At 32.4% G+C, this 26,811-nt stretch carries 16 protein-coding genes and 1 tRNA gene; 6 read left to right on the top strand and 11 right to left on the bottom strand.

Going from position 1 to position 26,811, the window contains the following annotated elements; translation table 11 throughout:
- A complete protein-coding gene (locus IUY40_RS04375) occupies window positions 1-2,556 on the top strand; it encodes a ribosomal protein L7/L12 (RefSeq protein WP_195735656.1) in 2,556 nt (851 codons plus the stop codon).
- Window positions 2,546-4,303, top strand: a complete 1,758-nt coding sequence (locus tag IUY40_RS04370; RefSeq protein WP_195735655.1) for a hypothetical protein — start codon at window positions 2,546-2,548, stop codon at window positions 4,301-4,303. The genes IUY40_RS04375 and IUY40_RS04370 overlap by 11 nt, the downstream gene beginning before the upstream one ends.
- A 53-nt stretch (window positions 4,304-4,356) precedes the next feature.
- On the opposite strand, the gene IUY40_RS04365 is transcribed toward IUY40_RS04370, so the two are convergent.
- From IUY40_RS04365 to IUY40_RS04325, 9 genes are all read right to left on the bottom strand, one after another.
- The gene (locus IUY40_RS04365) at window positions 4,357-6,003 is read right to left on the bottom strand and encodes an SWIM zinc finger family protein (protein WP_195735654.1); all 1,647 of its coding nucleotides are present in this window, start codon (window positions 6,001-6,003) and stop codon (window positions 4,357-4,359) included.
- Between the two features lie 3 nt (window positions 6,004-6,006).
- Window positions 6,007-9,345: a WGR domain-containing protein gene (locus IUY40_RS04360; protein WP_195735653.1), complete on the bottom strand. Its 3,339-nt coding sequence runs from the start codon at window positions 9,343-9,345 to the stop codon at window positions 6,007-6,009.
- 19 nt (window positions 9,346-9,364) lie between these two features.
- On the bottom strand, window positions 9,365-10,879 hold the full coding sequence (locus IUY40_RS04355; RefSeq protein ID WP_195735652.1) for a reverse transcriptase family protein: 1,515 nt from the start codon (window positions 10,877-10,879) through the stop codon (window positions 9,365-9,367).
- A 323-nt stretch (window positions 10,880-11,202) separates the two neighbouring features.
- On the bottom strand, window positions 11,203-12,252 hold the full coding sequence (locus IUY40_RS04350; RefSeq protein WP_195735651.1) for a proline iminopeptidase-family hydrolase: 1,050 nt from the start codon (window positions 12,250-12,252) through the stop codon (window positions 11,203-11,205).
- 176 nt (window positions 12,253-12,428) lie between these two features.
- On the bottom strand, window positions 12,429-14,204 hold the full coding sequence (locus IUY40_RS04345; RefSeq protein WP_195735650.1) for an AMP-dependent synthetase/ligase: 1,776 nt from the start codon (window positions 14,202-14,204) through the stop codon (window positions 12,429-12,431).
- 431 nt (window positions 14,205-14,635) lie between these two features.
- Window positions 14,636-15,085: a hypothetical protein gene (locus IUY40_RS04340; RefSeq protein WP_195735649.1), complete on the bottom strand. Its 450-nt coding sequence runs from the start codon at window positions 15,083-15,085 to the stop codon at window positions 14,636-14,638.
- Window positions 15,086-15,355: 270 nt separating this feature from the next.
- A complete protein-coding gene (purL, locus tag IUY40_RS04335; RefSeq protein ID WP_195735648.1) occupies window positions 15,356-19,009 on the bottom strand; it encodes a phosphoribosylformylglycinamidine synthase in 3,654 nt (1,217 codons plus the stop codon).
- A gap of 284 nt (window positions 19,010-19,293) precedes the next feature.
- Window positions 19,294-21,144: an endonuclease gene (locus IUY40_RS04330; RefSeq protein ID WP_195735647.1), complete on the bottom strand. Its 1,851-nt coding sequence runs from the start codon at window positions 21,142-21,144 to the stop codon at window positions 19,294-19,296.
- A 306-nt stretch (window positions 21,145-21,450) separates the two neighbouring features.
- Window positions 21,451-22,953: a right-handed parallel beta-helix repeat-containing protein gene (locus IUY40_RS04325; RefSeq protein WP_195735646.1), complete on the bottom strand. Its 1,503-nt coding sequence runs from the start codon at window positions 22,951-22,953 to the stop codon at window positions 21,451-21,453.
- Between the two features lie 125 nt (window positions 22,954-23,078).
- Between IUY40_RS04325 and IUY40_RS04320 the strand changes: the two genes are divergently transcribed.
- The 4 genes from IUY40_RS04320 (at window position 23,079) to IUY40_RS04305 (ending at window position 25,518) form a co-directional block, all read left to right on the top strand.
- A complete protein-coding gene (locus tag IUY40_RS04320; protein WP_195735645.1) occupies window positions 23,079-23,507 on the top strand; it encodes a PaaI family thioesterase in 429 nt (142 codons plus the stop codon).
- A 10-nt stretch (window positions 23,508-23,517) separates the two neighbouring features.
- A complete protein-coding gene (locus IUY40_RS04315; RefSeq protein WP_195735644.1) occupies window positions 23,518-24,585 on the top strand; it encodes a chorismate-binding protein in 1,068 nt (355 codons plus the stop codon).
- A gap of 67 nt (window positions 24,586-24,652) precedes the next feature.
- A complete protein-coding gene (gene bshB1, locus IUY40_RS04310; protein WP_195735643.1) occupies window positions 24,653-25,369 on the top strand; it encodes a bacillithiol biosynthesis deacetylase BshB1 in 717 nt (238 codons plus the stop codon).
- A gap of 75 nt (window positions 25,370-25,444) precedes the next feature.
- Window positions 25,445-25,518 (top strand) — tRNA-His (locus IUY40_RS04305).
- 233 nt (window positions 25,519-25,751) lie between these two features.
- Here the strand turns inward: IUY40_RS04305 and IUY40_RS19410 are convergent.
- Entirely contained in the window at window positions 25,752-25,901 is a 150-nt protein-coding gene (locus tag IUY40_RS19410) for a transposase (protein WP_317190901.1), read from the bottom strand.
- Between the two features lie 200 nt (window positions 25,902-26,101).
- Window positions 26,102-26,377, bottom strand: coding sequence for a transposase (locus IUY40_RS04295; RefSeq protein WP_195735642.1), 276 nt, complete (start codon window positions 26,375-26,377; stop codon window positions 26,102-26,104).
- Between the last annotated feature and the right edge of the window lie 434 nt (window positions 26,378-26,811).

The raw sequence follows: 26,811 nt of genomic DNA, 5'->3' as shown, positions 1-26,811 counted from the left end.
ATGGAATTTCTAAACTACTTTCAATCATACGAAGACTATTTCTGGGAATGGGAGAATAAAATATTATCTGAAGATAGTGTCTTTGAGACTATAACAATCCCTAATGGACAAACTATTGGTTACGAGAAATTTGTTTTTGAAATTTTAGAATACCTTTCAGATGATAGTATTCCGCCATTTGGAACTTTATTGTTAGCCATTGTAGCTACAAATACAGAGAATGAACAAGCAATCGAAATGATTCATGATTTGGTAAAAAGTAAGAATATAGTAACTGCTTTTCCGCAGTCTCAATCCTTTAGAATGGGTGCCAGTATAGATTTTTTAAAAATACTGTCTAGTTTACCAAATGAATATAAAGTTGGCGAAAAAAGAATGAAGTTATTTCAGACTATTTTTCATGAATGTCATAATAGAGTTTCATCAGAAAAAGCAAAAAATCTTCTTGATGAATATAAAGATTACAGAGGACATTTATTAAAAACAGCTGAAAAAACGCCATTCAACGAGGCTAATTTTAGAAAAGATTTCAGAACATTGGCTTTGCTGAAAACTAAGTTTCCAACGCTTCAATCGATATTAAATGCAATGGAAATCGTTCCTCATGACGATTTAAACGATACGTTGGATGAGGAAATTTTAGAAGAAAAAAATCTGTCTGATACTATAACTGATTTTGTAGATCAGCTTATTGAGGAAGATAAAACATTTCATGTAGGAAACCTTATCAAACGACTTTGGTCAGGATTAAATATTCCGTTACATCATAATCATCCGAGTGAGCAACCACTTGGAGGAATTTCTGATTTAACCAATAAAGGAGATTTTGATAAACTCGTAATTTCTGAATTTGCGTATGATGATGATGTTTTTATGTCCAGAATTGCCAATAACGAAGCCTTGTATATTCAGCGAGAAGTACCGCCTGAAGCAGATAAAATCAGACGTATTTTGTTAATAGATACTACATTAAAAAACTGGGGAAATCCTAAAATTTTAGCTTTTGCTTCGGCTATTGCAATTGCCAGACATCCTAAAACCGATATCGAATGTCAGGTTTATGTTGTTGGCGAAGATTACAAAGAAATTGCAGTTGAAAACGTCAACGAAGTCATCAAATCGTTAAATGAACTTAGCAGTAAATTAGATTGTTCAACAGGATTAGATTCATTTTTTGCAGCAAATAAAATCAATAGCAAGAATCAGGAAGTTTTTCTTTTTTCTTCAGAAGAAAGCCTAAAATTAGCTCCGATGCAAAATGCAATGAGTACATATTTTAATGATATAAAATACGTTTTTGCAATAGGATTACAGGATATTAATGTTTTTAAAAATCAGAATAAAGGCAAGAAACTGTTGCAACATATTATTATGCCGCTGGAGGAGTTATGGCAAAAAGACAATACAAATAAAAAACAAAGAGTTAAAGAAATAAGAGATGAAAGTATGCCGTTGCTTTATCCTGTTGAGCGATGTTATCAAAATATATTTACTCATAACAATGAGTTTTATATGTACATAAATGGTAATTTATTTATGTTCTCTAATGATAGATTTGGTAAGGGATTTGTGAAAATAGCTTCTAACCTTCCGTTTAGGAATGGCAATTTTGCGATGAAAATAAATAACAAGGGAGAGAAAATACTTTGGTACCATTATTATGATTTAGTACACTATGCTAGTACTATAAATCTTAGCACCAAAGAATTAAAAAGCTATAAAGATTTTAATCAAAAGATTAATGATGCACCTCTCAAAGTATTTGAATATAATAATAATTTTTATTTTGCTGGAGGTGTTATGCATCTTTTACCGGATTTTTGGCAGATTGATGGTGATTTTCATTGTACCCAAATAAGAAACGAAAGCATAAGAAAAGCTTTTAGTAATAATCTTGAAGAAAATTCTTCTTTCATTAATAATTATAAAAACAGTAGAGTTAAATACAGTGTAATTAAAAAAGTAGAAAGTGTTGTGATTTATGATAATTTCTTGATGATTAATGGGTATGGAATTGAGAATTTAGAGCTCAGAAAGGAACATAGATTTTCATATAGACAGTTAGAAAAATTATCTATAAAATTTGAAGAAAAAGTTAATCTTATTTTAAAAAACAAAGGAACATCCCCTTTGGCTGTTGTACAAATAATAAAAACGAATACTGATAAAACATTAAAAGAAGCTAATGAAATTATCGATGGGCAATTTGGTGTTGTTTTGAATAGCGTAACAAGAGATGCAGCAGAAAAATTAAAAAAAGAAATCGAAAATAATGGAGCAGTTTGTTATATAGAAATCCAATATTTTCAGTCTGGAGATGGTAGTAAAATCACCAATCAGGATGGGATTTTGGTTTTTGAAAGCAGTGATACACGAATTGATAAGTTTTATATTCCGTTTGTAATTAACATGCGAACTATTATGGCAACAGAAGGAGAATACGCAGGAAATAATTACTTTATTCCGGGCTATACAAAAGAAAGCGTGGCTGACGACATATTTATTGAAAAATATTTTAAACCATTTATTTTGAATATCGTACATCATGGAGCTTAAACTAAAGATAAATTCAAAAAATATATTTCCTAAAGGAGGTGTTTTTATAAAAAGTGCCTCTGCGGAAGTATGGCTTCAGGAAATTCAAAATATTGGATTATCGCTTGATTCTATTGCCGTTTTTCCTATTCCGGAAATACGTGCAAATGAATTATTTGGCTGTTTAGTAGTTTTTAATCAGGGAAAAAATAGAATTACGGATATCGGTAAAAACAATTTTTATCAATTGGCAGCATGCAAGTTATTTATTCCTGAAAATACATTAATCACACCTGAGTTAACAGAAGGTGAATGGCATAATTTGTTTTCAGAAGAATATCATTTTTTGCATCCTGAAATTGGTTTGGTTGAATTAAAAGAAGAAGTAAACTGGACAAATTTGCTTCGGTTGCCAATGCAAAAAGAAATCGAAATAACAGAACCGTCAAAAACGGTTTCGATTCCGCAATTCATAACTTCGATGCGTATTGAGATAGATCAGGAAAAGATTTTAGAGACCATTGAAAATCCACTTTCAGAAGAAGAAATAATTGGGAAAATGCCTTTTGATATGCAAAAAGTAATGAAAGGAAACCAAAAAGAAATGGATAAGTTTATGGCTTTTCTGGATAAAAATCCAAAATTGGCTTTACAATATGCAATTCCGCTGGATACATTAGGAACCTCAAGAGGAGATAATTACGGGAAGTTTTCTTTTGGCTCAAAAAATGTATTTAGATCTTTTTTTAGTAAAATTGGTGATTTGTTTGGTGGACAAAGTGGCGGTTTAACTTTAATTTTTAGATTGATTTTTGTTTTGTTCTTTGTGTCTGGTATTCGCAGTTGTAGCTCTGGAAACTCAAATTTTACAGCTCATAGTTTTTTTGTATTTGTAGTTGTTTTAATTTTAGTTATTTTAATTATATCATTTTTATCACGAGGAGAATCGAGTGGAAGCGGCTCAGCTTCCGGAGGATCTTTTCTGGTTGATTCCGAAAGATTCAGTACTTTGCAAAGTAAATATGAAAAACTGGCTGAGGAATTTATTGAGAAAGGAGAATATCAAAAAGCAGCTCACATCTATCTGAAATTACTCAAAAATCATCATAAAGCAGCCGAAGTTCTCGAAAAAGGGGAGTTGTATACTGAAGCTGCAGCGATTTATTTAAAGTATTTAAAAAATACAAAAAAGGCAGCGGAATGTTATGAGAAAGGACATGCTTACAAAGAAGCAATAGCACTTTATAAAGAACTCAATGAAGATGAAAAAGTAGGTGATTTGTACATGATGCTCAAGCACAAAAAAGAAGCTGATAAATATTTTAATGAAGTAATAGAAAACTACAAAGCGAATTTTCAATATGTAAAAGCTTCTCTGGTTTATAAAAATAAGATTGGTGATGTAACAGAAGCTCAGGAAATCCTTTTAGAGGGCTGGAAGACGAATAAAGATGCCGGAAAATGCCTAAATAATTATTTTACAAACATCAATAGTACAGAAGAATTATCACTCGCCATAACGAATGTTTATAATAAAGATGTGTCTCCTGAAAATGCTGCGGTATTTCTTCATTTATTAAAACATGAATTTAGTAAGGATCAGAAACTTGAGGGTTTAACTAGAAATATAGCTTATGAAATTGTTGCAAATAGGATTGATAAAAACCCTGATGTTGCTTCAGAATTAGTACATTTTAATAAAAACAATAAATTGATGCTAAAAGATGTAATGAAGTATAAACTTAAAGCAAAGAAAAAGACTAGATAATTTTATGTCTCTAAAAACAAAAAACCACGAATAGTACATTCGTGGTTTTGATATTATAATGCTTTTTTTGTTTGCAAAGTCATTCGGATTGCTAGAATATGTTCGCAAGGTCCTTTTCGTAATTGATTTGATTTGTAAAAAGAACATTCACAATAACCTTCAACAAGGCGGTTATCTTTGTCTAATACTGCAAGAGTATTGTAGGTAAAGTTTTTATCACTTACTTTTCCTTTAATTTGCAATTGATCAGCATTTGTAGTCGAAGTTATTTTTACTCTATTTTCGGTTATGTAATTATTAGCAATCTCTTCTTGTGGACTCGCAAAACGTAATGACTTCATGTTTAGAGGTTCTTGAGTTAATTCCCTTACACGATATAGTCCTAAATTTAAGTCATAAATTACTCGTCCAGCTTGAGTATATGCGGCTAATGATGCCGAAACTACAGAAGAATCAAGATTTAGTTTTTTTGCTAAATTATCAGACGTATCAAGCCAATTTTCTTTTAATGCATTGAAGACTTTTTCCTGTGTAAATAAATCAACATTGCTTCTTGGTGCCATTAAATCAAAATTTCCTGCGGTACTCCAATCATTTTTAGTCCAACCAGATAAGCCTAAAGTATAAGACATATCGCCAAGGTCGGCAATAAAAAAGGATGGTAAACCTGAACCCAATAAAACTACTTTAAAATTACGTGCTATAGGAATTAGTCTTTCTAAAATTAGTAATCGACGTCTTCCCCAAATACGGATTGTTTTAGATTCGTTTCCTTGATAAATAGAGCGATGAAATGTAATTTCGTCATGCAAAGGCTCAAATATTACTTTAATAGGTTTGTCTGGTTCTAGTATAAATCGTAAAGCTCTAGGTCCTTTCTTTTCTTTAAAGCGTCGTAAATATTGGCATAAGCTAAATATGTCCATAGGATGCAAATCGAGTACAGTTGCAGGTAAAGTCATTGCAGAACTTACTTGCAAAAATCCTCTAACCCAAGAATCTGGCAAATCTATTTTTACCTCTTTATAGACTTGTTCATTTGTTGTTTTAGCTTCAAAACCAGAAGGGTCAATCTTAAATTCGGTTTCTTTATAATTTCTTATCTTTTGGAATTCATTATATAATCCTTCTGAATAATCAATATTTGTTGTACCACATTTAAAGTCGCTTATCTCTGTGAATATATTATAATTGCAGCTTAATTTCCCATAAGATGATTCGTCTTTACTGAAACATTCAAAAAAGACTTCATCAGGATGTACTGTAATTACTGGGTCTAAAACATACCAAGCATCTTTATCATTTTTATATAAATAATCAAAATAGGCAGTTTTAGCTTTGTTAAAAGGTCCCATTACTGTTCTTTTCTCTTTTTGAACAATACTCAATTCTTCTTTCAATTCCTGAATACGTGCTCTAACATTTTCAATCTGAAAATCGGCCATATATTCGCTAAGCCATATTTTTTCTTGTTCTGCAGCCCATAATTTATATTCTTCTTTATCCTTTGGAAAAAAACGTAAATCAGAAATTACTACGTCATGCAACGCAGAAATAGCTTCTCTAAAAGCTATTTTTTTGTTTAGTTTTCCAACAAAAAAAGTAGGTTCTCGCAAAGTATCTGGCGAAAAACTCATGCCAGTGCTATTAGAGGTGTTATTTACAATGGTGCTTCCGCTATATTTATAATCAAATAACATAACTTAGTTTTTAAGGATTAAATGGGTGTGCAATTGTGGATAAAGCGTTTTTAAATCGGTCAGTATAGAGATACAATTTGCTTTATCTTGTATTGCTACGCTAGCAGAAACTTCGTCAATAATTTCTGTTACAAAAATTGCAGCTTCTTCGCTTTTTTTCCCTTCCTGATGTAAGAATTCAAAAATGCGCTGTTTGGCAATTCTGGCTTTATGTACTCGCGTTAATACAGAGCGGAAATAAAACTCAAGCTCTCTCAACTTAGGCAGATTATCTGTAGCATATGTGTTAAGATAATTAGTCACAAAAAACTGAATGTTTACACTAGGATGCTGGCTTAATTTGGTTAAATAAGTTACGCCATCATCAGGATTAAAATATCGGGTAATGATTTCTTTTCCAAATTGTTCAACCGCAGGTAATACAGAATCTACTATACTGATCAGACATTCTAGATCCCAATCTGTTTCATCAAATTCGGTTTTAAAAAAATGAAATGCAAATGTTCTCGTATCGTCCCAAGTCGTGTCTAATATTGCCAAAGCATTATTTCTTTCTGCTCGAATGCGTTCTTTTTTGTCCATAAAATAATTCCAGCACCATTGTCGAATGGCAAGAATTTCATGGTTTCCTAAAGAGATAATCTGGCGAATTGTAAAATCGTCTTTGCGAGTATATTTTTTCAATATTTCATAACCCATTAATTGACTTTCTCTATAATTAGCGTGAATCAATTTTATAACATCTCGAGGCTCAAGTGCTGTATTCCAATGATTAGTTGTTTCTTCAAGAATGAATTTTTTGAAGATCAAATGCGCGCCTTCAAATTTTTCTTTTCGAATCATCGCATAAACCGTATTGCGAAGTACAATGTCGATGATATCAGAATGTGATTTGCCTAATTGTGTAATACGCTCTAGAACAGATTCGATAACATCTGGGTATTCATTGTGAAATAAGTTTAACAGAGAATCACTATTTGTCAATAAATAATCTTCCTGATAGTTGTTTAATAACTGAATACCATTTTTTCTAATTTCAGCACTTTCATCTTCTAAAAAGAGAGTAATTAATGAAAATGGAATTTCTTTTGATTCTACTTTTTTAGATTTTAGAATTAAAATACTGCTGGCAAGTAAATTATTTGTTTTTAAATCCGAAGAGATTAAACGAGCTATAATATCCCAACTTAATTGTTCAAGTTGTGGAGTTGCTATTCTTTTAAGCCTATCAATGGCTAGTGTTGCCAGATTATTGTTTTCTATAGATTCTTCGAATGTAAGTAGTTCAACGATTACTTTTCCGGTAATTACTTTGGCTTTATCTTCAGTAAATGTAAAGTTTTCTAAAGTACTTGTTATCCATGTTTTTAAATCAGTTACCTCGTTAAAAATTAGTTTCACAACACATTCAATATCATTAAGAAATAATGCTGTGTTTGATGAAATATGTTTTTTTGACCAATTTCTTGCAGACTCAGTTTTAGAGTTTAACACATCTGCAATAAAACCAACCTGAGTAGTAAGGACATCATTTTTCAGGATAATTGTTTCAAATCCTAAATTGTTGGGTATAGTAAAATCACTATTTAATAAATTTAAAATAGTTGTTTCATCAAAACGATTGATTAAAGTATTATAATCGTTTCTAGCTTTTAAATTATGATAAGCAAATTCATGAATGATATTCATTTGCCCTTCCATTATAAGCTGAATATAGGCTTCTGGAAATGCATCCCAATGTTCTGGAAATAATTCTAAACGTTTCTTGGAATTATCCGCGATTGTTTTTTGTTCTTCCTGAACTATTGGCTCTTCGGTTTTTTTCTCTACTTCTTTCTTTCCAAAAAAAGTTGAAAATGCTTTTTTAGCAACATCTAATACTGAGCTCGAACTCTGGTCTGCAGCAGTATTTTTATTTTCAGTAGTTACTTTACTACTTACTTTGGTTACTTGATTTGAATCGTAATAATAGTTTTTGCTTGAGAAAACTTCCTGATTTAAAATGAATTTCATTTTTGAAGTTAAAATTCGTTTTTCGTCATTCCCAAATAAGATTGTAGATAACAATGCTAAGTTAGAACACTCTGGGTAATCTACTACAGTGTAATAGTATTTCTGATCATTGTAATTGTATTGACCATAGGTATTTATAGGCAATCTTTCGGCTTTGCTATAATCATCCTCTGAGTATTTTAATAAAATTGATACAGCAAATTTGAGGTATTTTTTTGAATCCATTTCAGAATCCATTTCTTTTAAAAAGCGAAGACTATTTTTCTGAAAATAGAATTTGGTAAAATTAGAGAATGCAATTTTACTGTCTTTTCCTCGAAGTTCTTTCCCAATGTTTACCCTTTCATTTATAGCAGTAATAAATTGAGAATTATCATATTCACTTTCTAACGAAACGGTTCTTGTAAACATAGGGTTTTCATTCTCAAATCGATATGCAAGAACACCAATAGCATCAGCATCGTTTCTTATATGAGCCAGTTTATAAATAGCCCTAATATGCTTAAAATAAGGAGGCCTGAATGGAACTGCTTCTAGTAAGAAAACTACAATTTCGTGCAATTTGCTGTTAAACTTAGCAACTAAGTATAAAGCTATTAGATAATCGATAGAATTATTCTCTAGTTCATCCTTTAGATAAATTACTAGCGAATCAAAATCTTTTTTATCAATATGATATCTTGCTTCTTGAGGTATCGTCTCCAGAATTGTTGAGATATGTTTTTGTAATTCCTCATCTTTTAAGATTCCTAATAATCCCTCATGAGCCAGATTTCTTATATATTCTTTTTGTTTATTTTGTAAAGCATACGATTTAAAAACTTCTTCTGCAGCAACAGATTTAAGCTTTATTAAAGCCCAAATTGCAGAATAGGTTTGTAAATCATCTCCTTTTGATGCTAATTTAATGATATAAGGAATTGCTTCTTTAGTATCTAGCAAGCCTGCTTTCCAAATTACACGACTGGTTTTCCATGCTGTTTTAAAAGTTTGTTTTCCCATTACAGCATCTTCTAAACGTTGAAGAATAATACCGTTTATAGAATTGGGTTCTACGCTTTCTAATGAAGGAAGATCTATTAATGTTTCTATTTCAGAAGCGTATCCTTTAACTTTTTTCTCATTTTCAAGCTTGTCAAAAATGATTTGTGCTTTATCGGCCGAAACGTATTCAGGTGTTTTGGTTCCATCTTTTAAAACGTTTCCTCTTCTTCCATATCTAAAATTGACTACATAATTAGCATCATCAATACTACACAAGTCTATTTCGTATACTTTATCTGAATTCCCTTCTTTATAGAAAAGTTTAATCTGTTTAATTAATTTCATAATTCAAAAAGGGTATTAATTAAAAAATATTCCACCAGTTTTCTGGCTTTTGATCTGTTACTATTTCTTCCACTTCATCAAGAACAGGAATAGCTATTGGAGTTGCTTTTTCAGGAATACTTGTTTTTGCTATATTGGGTTGACCATGTTTCTTTATAATGGTTTTCAAATTTTGTTTAAATGCAGTTCCTTTTTCAGGATTTACCATATATACATAATTAATGTAACCATCTATGGCATTAATAAGATGGATAGCTTTTCCCCATTGTTGGTCTTTCCATCCATTTTTTTCAATATTATGTAGTAAGGCACGAAATTTTCGTAATTGAATCCTATCGATATTTAATTTCTTATTTACAACAACCCCAGTAACCTTTTGTTGCATCCCTTTTCTCATTACGTGTACTTTGTCGGGATGAATTATAAAACCTTCTGATTCAATAATTTTTTTAGTATAATATAATAATCGGGAAATATTCTGACTGTTTTCTTCAGTAGTCGAAAAAGTCATATCATCTGCATAACGGGTATAGTTGAAATTTAATTTTTTGGCTAATCCATTAATTTTTTTGTCCATTTTGTAAACAATCATATTGCTTATTGCAGGACTTGCAGGTGAACCTTGAGGTAATTTGCGTTCGCCAGATTGAACATAATAGGTAACTCCATCTAGTGTGGTTTCGTTAATCTCGGAGTAAGTGCATAATAAGCCTAAAATTGTAGCAAGTTCTTCAGAGTAGCCTATTTTATGAAATAATCCTTTTACTCGTTTATAAGTTACTGTTGGGAAAAAATCTTTTAAATCGATATTAACAACAATGTCTTTATTGATGTGTGGTTCTGCATTGGTTACAATAGAACGTTCTTTTATAAAGCCATGCGCCTCCATTGTATAAGGTATTTTATGGAGTATGTTTTCTAAAATCCAGGTTTGAACTTCTTTTAGCTTTGGTTTTGGAGCAGATATCTTACGCTTACCACCTGATTTTTTTTCAAGTTCAAAGGTGTGATAATGGTTAATTTTAGAAACTTTTCTGTTATAAGCTAGATACTGTAGTGCTTTTAAATCTATTTGCAAGCTTTTGGCTAACGCTAATGCATCTTCATAAACAGGCAGATTATATTTTGCTAAAATTGTAGGATTGGTTTCTTTAACATTTAAACCTCTGGATACAGTTTCACCTAAATATAGAATTTGTTGCTGTTGCAATAATTTCCAATTTTCAGCTTTATTTAGTCTTTTCTTCTCTTGGTTTAATTTAGTTTCAGCTCTTTTTTCTTTAGCAACTTTCATACGTGCTTTACGCATTTCAAGAACCATTGCTTCTTTATTGCTAAACTTTTTGTCTTGGGCTAAAAGATCATTTAATTCCTTTTCAATCTTTGCTTCCTGATTAATAAGGATTTCAGATAGAGTAGGTTCAGATCCTGATTGCCAAAATCCTAAACGTTGCATTTCTTCTAATATGTAGCTATCCTTTGAGGTAGCTTTTATTCTATCATAAATTTGTTGTTTACTAAGCTGTTCAGACATATTACAATCGCTATTTTACATTAAAAAGCCCTATTGAAGCAATAGGGCTTAAAGTTTAAAACCTTCGTATTTTCTAAGGACTATGTCTATCAACTCCCGAGAAAGGGTACTATACGTACAGTTAATCTCGAGGAGGTGGAACCGAAACTGTACGTATAGTACCCTTTCTCATCCATAAGATAGAAGTAGTGCTGAATGTTAAATAATCTTACATCGATGACGAAACATCATCATTTTCTTTATACAAGAAAAGCAAGGTATTTCTTAAACTAAAACAAACATACTAAAAACATTTTAATTGAGTAGTAATAAAATTAAAAAATTCATCCTTTTTTAAAAGTTCCGTTATCTACATCTTTTAGGAATTGGATTACGCCCGGAAAGTAATGTTTTGGGTCATCATATTGAGAAAGATGACTCCCGTTGGGACAGAATAAAAAGCGTCCGTTTTGTACTTCGTTAGCAATCCATTTCATATGTTCAGGATCCATAGTATCGTATTTAGAACCAACAGACAAGGTAGGAACTGTAATCGTTTTTAATCTTGATTTTATATCCCAGTTTTTTAAAGTAGCATTCCCCGTTATTCCAAATTCGCTTGGTCCTTGCATATAAACATATACGCTCGGGTTAATGTGTTTGAAACATCTGTTTATAGATTCTGGCCATTTTTCAAGAGGCATTCTTAAGATATGTTGTGCATAATAATTTTTAAAAAGGAGTTCACTATATTTTGGGTTTTCAAAATCATTCTTTGCTTCAATATCTTGTAACTCTTTTAAGATTTTTGGATCCATTTGCGGAGCTAGAACATCTTTAGCATATTTATTATATTCTGGAACACTTGCCATCATATTGGATATGATAAGACCTTTTAAATTTTTTTGATATTTCAGAGCATATTCCATAGCAAGGATTCCACCCCAAGATTGACCTAAAATATAAAAGTTAGAATTGTCCAGTCCTAATGCAATACGTACTTGCTCAACTTCTTCAACAAAGCGCTCATTCGTCCATAAACTACTATCAGTAGGCTGGTCACTATAGTAAGACCCCAATTGATCATAATAGATGTATTCGATACTTTCGTTAGGGAAATAACCATCAAAGCATTCGTATAATTCATGAGTAAGTCCAGGGCCGCCATGTAGTAATAAAACTTTTATGGTAGGATTGTTACCAACAGTTTTTGTCCATACTTTAAATTTACCTTTGGGAGTAGTAATCGGAATCATTTTTATGCCGCCGGTAAGTTGATCATCACGTTTTGAAAAATCTAAATAATTTGCTTTAATCGTATCTGTTTTAGTTTCTTCTTTGCAACTAGCGAATAGTATAAAGCTTAAGAAACAAATAATGATTTTTATTCTCATGATTTTTATTTTTATAATTATTTATTACTAATATGAAAACGTTTTATTGCAAAAAATTCCACGAATTAATATAAACTAATAGGTGGAATTTGTATTTAATGTCAGATTTGCAGTTTCTTATGTGTTAACTAAAGAATGAACTTTTAAATCTATTATGTTATAATGAGCAATTGTATTTATTCGCCGTAGATTTTCTTGTAAAGTGGTGCGTAAATTTCTTTGATTATTTTACGTTTCAGTTTTAAAGTTGGAGTTAATTGTCCACCATCAATAGACCAAACATCTGGAGTAAGCTCAAAACGTTTGATTTTTTCCCAATGACCAAATTTTTCATTTACAGTTTCAACTTCCTCATCAATACGTTTAATTACTTGAACGTTTGTAATGATATCGTTATTAGAATTTCCTAATGTTATTTTATGGATTTTAGCCCATTCTTTTACAAACTCAAAGTTAGGTTGGATAAAAGCAGCTGGCATTTTCTCGCCTTCACCAATAACCATTATTTGTTCGATAAAACGAGATTGTTTCATCATGTTCTCAATCATTTGAGGAGCAATATATTTACCTCCAGAAGTTTTGAACATTTCTTTTTTACGATCAGTAATTTTAAGGAAACCTTCGCTGTCGATTTCTCCAATATCTCCTGTATGGAAATATCCATTTTGTAACGCTTCTTCAGTTTTTTCTTGATCTTTATAATACCCTATCATTACATTAGGTCCTTTACAAAGGATTTCTCCGTCTTCGGCAATTTTCACCTCTACATTACGAATTGGTTTTCCAACAGTTCCAATTTTAAAACCTCTGTTTCTAGTGTCGTTTACAGATATTACAGGAGAAGTTTCAGATAAACCGTAACCTTCCATAACAGGTATTCCTGCTGCTGCAAAAACACGAGTTAATCTTGTTTGTAAAGCGGCACTTCCAGAAACCATTAAATCGATATTACCACCCAAACCTTCTTTCCATTTACTGAAAATTAATTTACGTGCTATTTTTAATTGAAATTCATACCAGAAACCATTTGCACCGTATGGTTCATATCTTAAACCTAAATTAATAGCCCAGAAAAATAATTTCTTTTTGATTCCAGTTAATTCAGCACCTTTTGCATAAATTTTATCATATACTTTTTCAAGAAGTCTAGGAACAGCAGTTATTACATTTGGTCTAACTTCTTTTAAGTTATCACTTAATTTATCGATTGATTCTCCAAAATATACCGAAATACCATAATATTGATATATGTACAATATCATTCTTTCGAAAATATGACAAATAGGAAGGAAGCTTAGTGCTACACTATTTCCTGGGTCAAACGGAATTCTTGGTGCACTGTCCAGAACATTCGAAACGATATTTTTATGCGAAAGCATAACTCCTTTAGGACGTCCGGTTGTTCCTGATGTATATATAATTGTAGCTAAATCGTCAGTAACGATACTATCTTTTCTAGCTTCAACTTCATTTTGATTGCTTTCATCTGCACCTTCGGTCAATAAAATAGTCCAATTTTTGGCATCAGCGATTTCATCAAAAGTAAAAACATCTTTTAGAGTAGGTACATTTTGTTTAATGGCCAATACTTTATCTAATACTTCTTTGTCTGAAACAAAACAGTAACTACTGCCACTATGGTTTAAAACATACTCGTAATCTTCTTCAGATATAGTAGGGTAAACAGGAACAGTTTGCGCTCCAGTTTGTAAAATACCAATATCCATAATATGCCATTCTGTTCTGTTTGTGGAAGTGATTAAGGCAATTTTATCATCTTTTTGAACGCCCATTCGTAATAACGCGCGGGAAACAGCATTGGCTTTTGCAATATATTCTTCAGTTGAGGTTTTCTCCCAAACACCATTACGTTTGGTTACTAAAGCATCTTTTTTATTGTATTTTTCTTTTTGATAATAAGGAAAATCAAAAAGTCTCGTAATTGTAACCATGGCGTTTAGATTGAATTTTACCGCAAATTAATAAAATTTATCGTTAATTTTTATTTTTAATAAATTAAAGTATGAAAAGTTTAATTCAATTTATTTTAAATTACGAAATCGTTTTCTTCGTGCGGTATGTTTTATTGTACTTATGTTGCTAATTAAGAATATGATAATGTTATTTTTTGTTTTAAAAACTAAATTTTGTTATCTGATTTAAAGGACCGTTTTTATATTGGTTATAGATAATTTTTTCTGAATCACATCTGTTAAAGGATAGGTTACCAAGTTAAGAAAAATATCTTTAATGTACTGTTGAATAAATCTTTTGTAAAGTTGTCAAGCCATAAAGTTTATTCATGCTTTCTTTACAATTTTGCAACTTTATAAGAAAAAGCCCGTTTTAATAGGTTAAAATGAACTAAAGTGTATTTGTATGGTTAATCCAAAATTTTATTTTTTACTTCTTCAATATATTCTTTTACTCTTTCTCCTGAAATATACATTTTCTTTTTATTGAAATGAATCGAGAATTGAGCATAAATCCATTCGCTGTCTTCTTTATCATTGGTTTTGTACCAAAGAGAATAGGAGGCACTATCAAAACCTTCGTTAAATAAAGGGATTCCAATCTCCGAACATTCAAATCCCCAAGTGATGTTTTTCTTAGTAAGATCTTCGTATTGATAAATTCCAGTTCCATTTGTATTTAACTGAATCATTGGCTCTTTTTTTTCATCATATAAATAGATTCCGCTTACAGGATAAGAGATTGTTGTAGTGATGAAACGTTCTTGATTTTTAGCAGTAATTTTTTTAGTTTTAATTTGTGAATAAACGTTTGTTAGGCAAATAAAAAAAGCTACAAAAAGCAGGTTCTTGATCTTCATTAAGATGATATTTAGGGTTTTGTTTTATTTGTTTTTGAAGCATAATAAATAGGAATATTTTTTATACAGGAGGGCAAAACTACTAAAAGCAGGTCAAAAAAAAAGATAAAACTAGTGCACTAATTTTATCTTTTTTATGTCCAGAATGGGATGTATTGAAAATTAACTTGTTGTATTTTTGGTGTTAAATTTTGTGTATGAGAGTAGTCTTACTTAATAAAAAAAAACTCATTCAGTTACGAATGAGTTTTTTAGTATGGGTATGAAAAATTAGATTTTCTCAATCCATTTTCTAGCATTTACGAAGGCTTCATGCCAAGGAGAAACTTCGTCGTTTCTGTCTTTTGGATAGTGCGCCCAGTTCCATTGGAATGTTGAACGCTCAATATGAGGCATCATAACCAAATGTCTTCCTGTTTTATCGCATAGCATTGCTGTGTTATAATCAGATCCATTTGGGTTTGCAGGATATCCTTCGTAAGCGTATTTAGATACGATATTGTAACTTTCCTCAGCCAATGGCAAATTGAATTTTCCTTCACCATGAGAAACCCAAACTCCAAGAGTACTTCCTGCAAGGGATGATAACATCACCGAGTTGTTTTCTTGTACTTTTACAGAGGTAAAGATACTTTCGTGTTTCTGGCTTTCGTTATGCAATAATTTACCGTGTACTTCATGTTCTGGATTTATAACTTCTAATTCCATAAACAATTGGCAACCGTTACAGATTCCTACAGATAAAGTGTCTTCTCTCTTAAAGAAATTATCCAAAGCAGTTTTAGCTTTTTCATTATATAAGAAAGCTCCAGCCCAACCTTTGGCAGAACCTAAAACATCTGAGTTAGAGAATCCTCCAACTGCACCAATAAACTGAATGTCTTTTAGAGTTTCACGACCAGAGATTAAATCAGTCATGTGAACATCTTTTACATCAAATCCAGCTAAGTACATTGCATTTGCCATTTCGCGCTCAGAATTACTTCCTTTTTCACGAATAATAGCAGCTTTAGGTTTTGGTTTAGAAGCATCAATTACAGGTTTTTTTCCTGTAAAATGTGCTGGGAAAGTATAGTTTAAAACTTGATTTTTGTAATTCTCAAAACGGGCTTGTGCTCTTCCGTTTTTAGATTGTTTTTGATCTAATAAATAAGAAGTTTCAAACCAGATATCTCTGTATTTCGGAATGTTTAAAGACCAATTTCCAACTTCTAAAGTTTCGGTAGTAGTTACAGAACCAATCTTGAAGAATTCAATATTATTAGCATTTAATTTAGCTTCAACAGCTGAATCTGATTTTGCCTGAAAAACAATTCCGATATTTTCTGCAAAAAGGACTTTCAATAAGTCTTTTTCAGCGAAAGCTGAGAAATCAATTTTAGCTCCAAGATTTACATCTGCAAAACACAATTCTAATAAAGTTGTGATTAAACCACCACTTCCGATGTCGTGTCCAGCAAGAATTTGATTGTCACCAATTAATTCCTGAATGGTATTAAATGCATTTTTAAAGAACGAAGCGTCTTTTATAGTCGAAGTTTCGTTTCCGATAGTATTTCTGATTTGTGCAAAAGAAGAACCGCCTAATTTGTACGCATCTTGAGATAAATTGATATAATAAATAGAATCTCCGTTTTTCTGTAAAACAGGTTCAACTACTTTTTTAATGTCTGTACAATTTCCACCTGCTGAAATAATAACCGTTCCCGGTGCAATTACTTCATCATTTGGGTATTTTTGTTTCATCGAAAGAGAATCTTTTCCTGTTGGAATGTTGATTCCTAATTCGATTGCAAACTCTGAACAGCCTTCTACAGCAGCATATAAACGAGCATCTTCGCCTTCGTTTTTACAAGCCCACATCCAGTTTGCTGATAATGAAATCCCTTTTAATCCGTCTTTAATTGGAGCCCAAACAATATTTGATAATGATTCGGCAATTGCATTTCTGCTTCCTGCAACAGGATCAATCAAAGCAGCAATAGGAGCGTGTCCGATAGATGTTGCAATTCCTTCTTTACCTAAATAATCCAAAGCCATTACACCACAATTATTCAATGGTAATTGTAAAGGTCCTGTATTTTGTTGTTTAGCAACTTTTCCACCTACGCAACGGTCAACTTTATTAGTTAACCAATCTTTAGATGCAACAGCTTCCAGGCGCAAAACATCTTGTAAATAACTTTCGAAGTCATTTGCTGAATACGAAACAGCAGCATATTTTCTATCGATAGTTTTATCGTTCATTATGGTTTTAGGAGAACTTCCAAAGAAATCTTCAAGTGCATAATCCATAGGTTTGGCACCAGTCGATTTAGACTCAAAAGTAAAACGGTGATCTCCCGTTACATCTCCAACTTGATACATTGGCGAACGCTCTCTGTCGGCGATTCTTTGTAACGTATCAATATCTTTTTGACCAATTACTAATCCCATTCTTTCTTGAGATTCGTTTCCGATAATTTCTTTTGCAGAAAGAGTTGGATCTCCAACAGGTAATTTGTCTAAATCAATTAATCCACCAGTTTCTTCTACTAGTTCAGAAAGACAGTTTAGGTGTCCTCCAGCTCCGTGATCATGGATAGATACAATTGGGTTGTTATCGCTTTCTACCAAACCACGAATGGCATTGGCAGCGCGTTTTTGCATTTCTGGGTTAGAACGTTGGATTGCATTTAATTCAATTCCTGAACCAAAAGCTCCTGTATCTGCAGATGAAACCGCAGCTCCACCCATTCCGATTCTATAATTTTCTCCACCAAGAATAACGATTTTATCTCCTTCTTGTGGTTTCTTTTTAATGGCTTGATCTAATTTTCCGTAACCGATTCCTCCAGCTTGCATGATTACTTTATCGTAACCAATTTTGCGGTCGTTTTCTTCATGTTCGAATGTTAAAACTGAACCTGTAATAAGTGGCTGACCAAATTTGTTACCAAAATCAGAAGCTCCATTTGAAGCTTTTATCAAGATATCCATTGGAGTTTGGTATAACCATTTTCTTTCGTCAACAGCATTTTCCCATTCACGGTCTTTTGCTAAACGAGAGTATGAAGTCATGTAAACGGCTGTTCCTGCAAGTGGCAATGAACCTTGTCCTCCTGCAAGACGGTCACGAATCTCTCCTCCTGATCCAGTTGCAGCACCATTAAAAGGTTCAACAGTTGTTGGGAAATTGTGTGTTTCGGCCTTTAATGAAATAACCGAATCAAATTCTTTTATTTCATAAAAGTCTGGTTTGTCTGCTGTTTTTGGAGCAAACTGCTGTACGCGTGGTCCTTTTACAAAAGCCACGTTATCTTTGTAAGCCGAAACAATATCGTTAGGGTTTTCCTGAGATGTTTTTTTGATTAATTTGAATAAAGACGTTTCTTTTTCCTCGCCATCAATTACAAAAGTTCCGTTGAAAATTTTATGACGACAGTGTTCTGAATTTGCTTGAGAGAAAGCGAAAATTTCAGAGTCAGTTAGTTTACGTCCTAGTTTAATAGCTAGGTTGTCTAGATAATCTACTTCTTCTTGGCTTAAAGCTAAACCTTCAGTTTTGTTGTAAGCAGCAATATCAGCGATATCCAAAATTACTTCTGGTTGTACGTTGATAGTGAAGATTTCTTGATTCAGTTCAGTATATTTTTGCGAAAGCATCGGGTCAAAATCTGAAAAATCAGCAGTTGCTGGATGAAATTCTTCAATTCTGATTATGCCAGGAATACCCATATTCTGAGTGATTTCCACAGCATTGGTACTCCAAGGGGTAATCATAGTGGCACGAGGTCCAACAAAAAAATCCGTTAGTACGGATTTTTCTATTTTATTGGAGTTGGCAAAAAGCCAGTTTAATTTTGAAATATCTTGAGCCGAAATTTCGTTTTGCGTTTGTACTGCAAAAACAGTTTTGCTTTGGTTTTCAAAGAAATGAATCATTGTGTTGTGTGGTTTGTTGTATTTAGTCGCAAATTTAGTGTAAATAAATAGTAAGCGCAAATTTGAAAACCAACTCTTTTAAAAATAATACAATGATTTTTTCTTGTCACAGGACGAAAATTAGCAAACATTTTGTTTCTCGCAGATTTTGCAGGTTGAGCAGATCTTATCGCATTGGTTAGTGTACTGTAAATCTGCGAGAAAGATATGGCTATTTAATTTATTGTTAAACAAAAAAAAGCGACAAATTGCCGCTTTTAAATTTTTAGATATCTGATTTGTACTTAGTTGATTAGTATTTTTTTAATAAAGGTTTTTTTCTCTTTTATAACTTTAACGATATGTAATCCTTTAGGTAGATTACTTACAGCTATGTTTTCAAGGGTTGTGTTTGTTTTTTCGAATACTTTTTGTCCAGATATCGAAATTATTTCAATTGTATAAGGAGTATTTGAATTATCGAAATTAATAAAAAAGTTACCATCTGAAGGATTTGGATATAAAAGAATCTCGTCAGAATCAGAAACTAATTCTGGGTCAGTTACTTTTAGTGTACGATTTCCTAAATTTTCGCAAGAGTCTACAGCAAATGAATCCCATTGTGAGCTTAAATTAAATGTTGTACTTGGAGAAGTTACAGATGATTTTCTTCTTAAAGTTACATTCGCAGCAAAGTCAGCTGCTCCGCCATTAAAAGTTCCGATGATGTCAATAAGAACTCCGTTTTTAAATAATCCCATAGGATCATTTCCATTAAAAGTAAGTTCTGGAGCTGTTGTCGAAATATTAGCTGAGGCTTTAGGATAACAGGTAGAAGCAATCAAATTATTTACAATAGTAAATTTAGTTCCGCTATTTAAAGTTCCGCTCAAGGCAAGCCCCGTACTCCATGCTCCAGCTCCGTTTGTTTGTCTTTTTATAGTGTATCCAGACAAGTTAACTGGACTACCTGTTGCATTCAGAATTTCTAGTGCTTTGTTATTTCCAGAACCTTCTATATATTCAGAAAATAATAAATCGGTTGCTGTTCCTGGGTCAGTTACGCCACCAGCATCTGTTGTTACTGTAAGGGTATTACTTGTGGCCGAATTGTTTCCTGCAGCATCTTTTGCAGTCACAGTAATATTGTAATTTGTAGATGCAGTTAAGCCAGTAATTGTTCCGCTTAATCCAGTTACTGTAGTTTTTAAAACGCCATTAGCATATACATTATAACCAGTAACTCCTACATTGTCTGTAGATGCAGACCAGCTTAATGAAATAGTGTTGGCAGTTTTTGAGGTACTTGCTAAACTTGTTGGAGCAGTTGGTGCTTGTGTATCGCTAGATGGGCTCCAAATTTGGTTTACATATTCTGGATGATCGATATATGGATTTCGATTATTTTGACGTGCATAAATAGCATTGTTTCTTGCAATTTCTCTTGGACTTACAGGGTCTTGTGCATTCCATGTTAAGAGAATAGTTAAGAATGCAGCTGTGAATACTTTGTCGCCTGAGCCATCAAACATCGGATAACTATAACCAGCAACAGTATTTTCATAACGTGTTGCAAAATAAAAATACATTCGGGCAATATCTCCTTTAAATTCATTAATTGGTTCAAAAACAGTTCCTGAATATCCTGATGTAGAATTAGCTCCAAGTTCCCCCCCGTTTTTAGAAATATATGTAGGTGTGTTTACAACGCCGTGCGGATAATTAGATCGCATTCCGTTTACTTTTCCATCTGTTGGTACAATGAAATGAGCATCAGAAACCATTGGAGCTTTTTTACTAAATATTGATTGTGGTATTATATGTTCTCTGTTGTAACAATCTCCTTCTGATGAATAATTACCACATCTTTGTGTAGTTGCTATACTATAGTTATAAGGATCTGTTCCTGATGGATTTTCAGAATACATGTCTAATACACTTCCGTCATTTTCATAAAAATTATCTATATCAGATGTTTGATATGTAGTGTATAAGCCAGCATATCCATTATCGGTATGTCCTTTGATAATGTTGTATAATTGAGTTTTTAGGGTATAACCTGTTCCGGTTGCAGTGTTGTAATACCCTGAAGGAATTTGAGCAAAAGCAGCAAAACTAAAAAGCAGTAATGAAATGGAAGAGTAGATTTTCTTCATAATTAATTAGGTTGAGTTAAAAAAATAGAAATTATAAAAATATTTTAAAAAATTGATTTTAAATTGGTTAGTTTTATATTTGAACAAATCTACATCTTTTAGGAATGTTTTGTGTTAAGAGATGTTTAATTTATTGAGGTATTTTCTTACTCGCAATTATTATGAAGATTTAATTTGAAGATAGCTTTGCGCCTTAGCGTCTTTGAGGGCATTATAAAAAAGGTAGGTTTTACAAGTTCAATTTATTTCTCACTAAGTCGCAGAGATGCCAAGTCTTTTTAATAAAGATAAATAACTGTTTCGATTTTATTTTGATTTTGGAAAGGGCATACTTTGATAAGCTCCTAAATCGGGTGGAGAAGTTCTAGTATTCCCTATGATATCTAGCGAAATGTTATAGGTCTGGTTTCCTTTTGCGAAAGCGCCAGAACTGGTATCAATATTAAATTTATTTTGAGAAACTTTATAAAATTTTGGATCTTGATTTAGTATAATCCCATTATAATGCAGGGGGTCTTTATCAAACTGATAATCTGGATTTGTACTTGTACTGCTATACTTGATTAATGAATTGTTAAATTGGTATACAAAAGCCGAAGTGTTTTTTTTGTCTAATGACAATTCGTTAGTATTTGAGCCGTAAATGATGCAGTTATTGAAAGTTGCTTTTACTAAATCTTTAGATTCTGGAGTTGCACCCGCGAGAGTATTACTTAGAGAAACTGCACTTTGCTGAGAACTTTGCCAATTGTTGTTAAATGTACAATGTGTAAATTCATAATTTCCACCATATAAACAGGCTAAACTCGATAATCCTGCACGGTTTATTACAATGTTTTCACCTTTTATTTTTCCGTTTTCGGCTAAAATACCATGATTTACTGAGTTGTAAATTTGTGTGTTTTTAATGCTTACAGTCGTTTGATCACTATTTTCTATAAACAATCCTGTAGTTGCATTTTTAATGGTTAAATGATTTATAATGTTATTTGTGCTACCATTGGCAAGCCATATAGTTCCCCATTGTCCAGGGATATCCGAATATAAAGGTTCTAGGCGATCTCCTTCGAAAACAACTTCTTTTTCAAGTTTTTCTGTAGAAGATAGTGCGCCATTTACATTAAGACTTGCGTTTTTGCTAACCAAAAGTCCTGAATTTGAATGAAAATAAACCCTTGAGCCAGCATCAAACGTTACGGTTTTTCCTTCAGGAACAGCAGCATAGCCATATATCACATATGCTTTTTGGCTTGTAAATTGTAATTCAGAATCCTCCAAGTAAAAACCTTCTACTTCTTTACCATTGATTGGTAATGTTTCTGTAGTTCCATCAGAGGATTTTTTTGGATATAAAAAAGTCGCATCTTTAATTAGTGTTACTAATTCTACATTTTGAAGATTTGCACCACTATCAAATTGAATTTGGTCGGTGTATAAAAAATCGGTTGGGTTTGCATCGGCAATTGCAGCAGTTGTTTCTATAAAAACATACATGCTGTCTTTAGCCAAAAGTGTGATGTCGCTAAAGATTTTTCCTTCAGTACCATGCATTCCGTCAACTGTCATTCTGTATTTTGAGCTTAATCCTTTACCTAGTTTGATTGTTGGAATTGTAATGTCTTTTTTACTTTGATTGTAGACTTTTAATTGATAGGTACTCGAACCAATATTAGAAAAAACTGTATCTAGATAAATGGTGTCTTTTGAGAAAACTAAATCTCCAGTACTGGCAACGGTTTCAAAATCACTTCTACAGGAACTTGTTGCTAAAAGGATTCCAATAGTAAATAGTAAAAAAAAAGTACGCATTTGAATAGAATTTATGTAAAAATAGCAAAAAAGTAATTCGATTAACATTTGATTTTTAATTTAGAATTGTATTTGCTGTTTTGTGACTTATCTTTTATTTAATTTTACATTTTAAAGTCAAACAAATGAATTTTAGTAAAGAACAAATATTAGAACATTGCAATCAGTTTTCGCAAAACACCTTGATGCAAACCCTGAAAATTGAATATATAGATGCTGGAGTAGATTTTTTAGTTGCCAGAATGCCAGTAAATCCAGCAGTTCATCAGCCAATGGGTTTATTACACGGAGGTGCATCTGTAGCACTTGCTGAAAGTGTAGGTAGTGCGGCGTCATTTTTTTATATAAATCCTGAATTACAAGAAGTACGTGGGATCGAAATTTCGGCTAATCATTTAAAGAGCATCCGTGAAGGTTTTGTTTACGGCACAGCACGAATTATCCATAAAGGGAGGAGTTTACATTTATGGGAAATTAAAATTACAGATGAAGAAGGTAATTTAGTTTCGTTGTGTAAATTAACAAATATGGTTTTGGATAAACAAAAAAAGTAATCTGGAAATTATGAATGATTTTTTTTCTAAAATTAAGAAACACAAAGAGCAACAGTTGCCTTTTGTACTTTATAAAAAGCCGAAATCGGATACTATCATTGCTTTATTGCAACAAAATAATGCGTTGTATAAGGTTGTGGATTATAAAGAAAAGGGGTTTGTATTTGCTTCTTTTGATAAAAAACAACTTGTTCTTATTCCTGAAAATGAATCTGAAATTTGCACTAGTAAATTAGAGCATAAATCTGTAAGCTTATTAGATATTGCTGATTCTGGTTTTGATACTGAAGCTAAAAAACAATTTGAAACATTAGTTGCTAATGGTGTTAAAGCGATTGTGAATGATGAGTTCAAGAAAGTAGTTTTATCTCGTAGTGAAATTGTTCCTTTAAACGATTTTGATTTTGTCGAAACTTTTCAAAATCTGGCAAATTTATACCCAACAACATTAGTGTATTGTTTTTATCATCCCGAAGTTGGTTTCTGGATGGGAGCAACGCCTGAGCAATTGCTTAAAGCAAATGGAAATATTTTTGAAACTACTGCTTTGGCAGGAACTCAAAAGGCTACTTTGGCTTCAGAAGTTGTTTGGCATCAAAAAGAAAAAGACGAGCAGCAATATGTTACTGATTTTATCGTAAAAAGATTGCAGGACGTTGCTTCATCAGTAGAAGTTACAGCTCCCTATAGTGCTAATGCAGGAAGTATCTGGCATATAAAAACTGATATTTCGGGGGCGTTAAATACCGATTCTAGTTTAGATGAGGTAATCGATTTATTGCATCCAACACCAGCAGTTTGTGGTTATCCGAAAAAGAAATCCAGAGCATTTATTCTGGAAAACGAAAATTACAATAGAACTTTTTATACTGGTTTTCTGGGTGAACTAAATAGCAGTTTCGCATCAGACTCGATAAGCTCTGATTTATTTGTAAATTTACGAAGTATGCAAATACGCTGTTCTGAAGCGATTTTGTATATGGGATGCGGAATTACAAAAGAAAGTATTCCCGAAAAAGAGTGGGAGGAAAGTGTGAATAAATCAATGACCATGAAGAGGGTTTTGAATATAGAATAAAGAGAATAGGGCTGTAGAATTAGTTAGGACTCAAAACTAAAACTCAAATTAAATTTTAAATAAAAATATGAAATTAGATATATTAGCTTTTGGCGCACATCCAGATGATGTAGAATTAGGTTGTGCCGGAACAATTTTAAAAGAGATTTCTTTAGGGAAAAAAGTAGGTATTGTCGATTTGACTCGTGGGGAATTAGGAACACGTGGTTCTGCCGAATTAAGAGATCAGGAAGCTGCAGTTGCGGCAAATATATTAGGAGTTTCTGTACGTGAGAATTTAGCAATGCGTGATGGTTTTTTTGTAAATGACGAAACACATCAATTAGAAGTCATAAAAATGATCCGTAAGTACAAACCTGAGATTGTATTGTGTAATGCTATCGATGATCGCCATATTGATCATGGAAAAGGGAGTAAGTTGGTTTCTGATGCTTGTTTTTTGTCTGGTTTAATGAAGATAGAAACTACTCTTAACGGCGAGCAACAAACTGCATGGCGTCCTAAGGTTGTATATCATTATATTCAGTGGAAAAATATAGAGCCAGACTTTGTTGTAGACATCACGGGCTTTACTGAAAAGAAAGTAGAATCGATTTTAGCATATGGATCGCAGTTTTATGATGCCAATTCTAAAGAACCAGCTACTCCGATAACGAGTAAAAACTTTCTTGAAAGCTTAAATTATCGTGCGCAAGACTTAGGGAGGTTAGTTGGGGTAGATTTTGCTGAAGGCTTTACTGTTGAAAGATATTTGGTTGTCAATAGTTTAGGAGATTTGTTGTAAAAAAGATGAAATTTTTTCGTTTTTTTATTTGCAGAAGTAAACTTTAGTTGTATCTTTGCCACCGCTAAGCAAATGGTGGTTGTAGCTCAGCTGGTTAGAGCATCGGTTTGTGGTACCGAGGGTCGCCGGTTCGAACCCGGTCATCCACCCAAAAAAGCAAAAGCCTCGAATTTATTCGAGGCTTTTTTTGTGGAATAAACTTTTGTAAAAAATTGGATCATGCGTAAAAGGGATCAAACGCAAAAGTTGGGGATTAAGCAAAAAGAGAGATTAAAACGAAAACTTGTGGAGCGATAAAATTTAAGAATAAATAGTAGTTAACCTAAAAAGGAAAAATTTTATATTTTTTACTCCTCTAAATTTAGATCTAAACGTTTTTATTTTAGCATTGAATGATTCGGCAGAATCTATTATCAAAATAGTTTAATATGGTTTGATAATGATTGATAATTGTACGTGAGATTGTGCTAAAAGATTTAAATCCAGATTGATTTACTTTTTCGTGCCATTTGGCTAATTTTGCAAAACCAATGATTTTATCTTTTGTATTCTCGAAGATGCTTCGGAACTCTTGGATTAGATTAATTAAGAGTCAGCTTTGATTTTTGTATTAGGAGTACCTGCTCCTGGCTAGTAATTGCTTAAGGGTATCTCCATTTGAAAGTATTTTAGGTTCAAAATTCACTTTTTTTTTTAAGTATTATCTATGGTTTCGTTTTCTAAATCTATGACTTACCAACGGTATTTGATTCTGATTTCTTGTAGTGCTTCTGACGCTAGCTTTTGAACATGAAAGCGGTTTGTGATACGAGTTGTATTAGGAAAACATTTCTTTGCAATCAATCCCATATTACTGGCCATATCAAAAGTGATTTCTTTTACTAGATTTCGTTCTTTCAGAGGGATTTTTTCAATAATTGCAATAACTGTTTCTGCTTTAGTTCCTGCAACCATTGCTACTATAGTTCTTTTTTTACCTTTTGCAGATTTGTTGGATGTGTAACTCAAATAAGATTAGAGTTCTTTTGTTTTGACTTTGAGTCTATTTTTCTCGAGATTTGTTATTAGTGGTTATGTGGTGTTTTTTTTGTGATAGTATATATAGGAGATGGTATTTGTATTAATGTGTAAATGGAGTGTGTTGGTTCTTTTGATTTTATGAGTTGTCAGTGCAGGGTTAGAATGATTTGAGGTTGGTGGCAATGGTGACTTCATGGTAATAGATAAGGGAGGTTTCGGGACTTAGTGTTTTGGTGTGAAACAATGAGGTTTTAGGTAATTGGTAATGAAAATGGTTTAGTGCTTTGGTGCCTTGGTTAGGAATTTATCGAAAATAAGGGTTGAGCGGTGTGGATTTATGGAAAGAGCCATTAAGGATGTAGTGGGTAAAGAAATAATCTTGTGTAAGTGCGTTGTTATCAACCTGTTAATAAAAGATTAAG

The organism is Flavobacterium sp. ALJ2, assembly GCF_015594725.1.
GTDB lineage: Bacteria > Bacteroidota > Bacteroidia > Flavobacteriales > Flavobacteriaceae > Flavobacterium.
The sequence above is the reverse complement of the archived record's forward strand: the minus strand, read 5'-3'. Positions and strand labels throughout refer to the sequence as shown.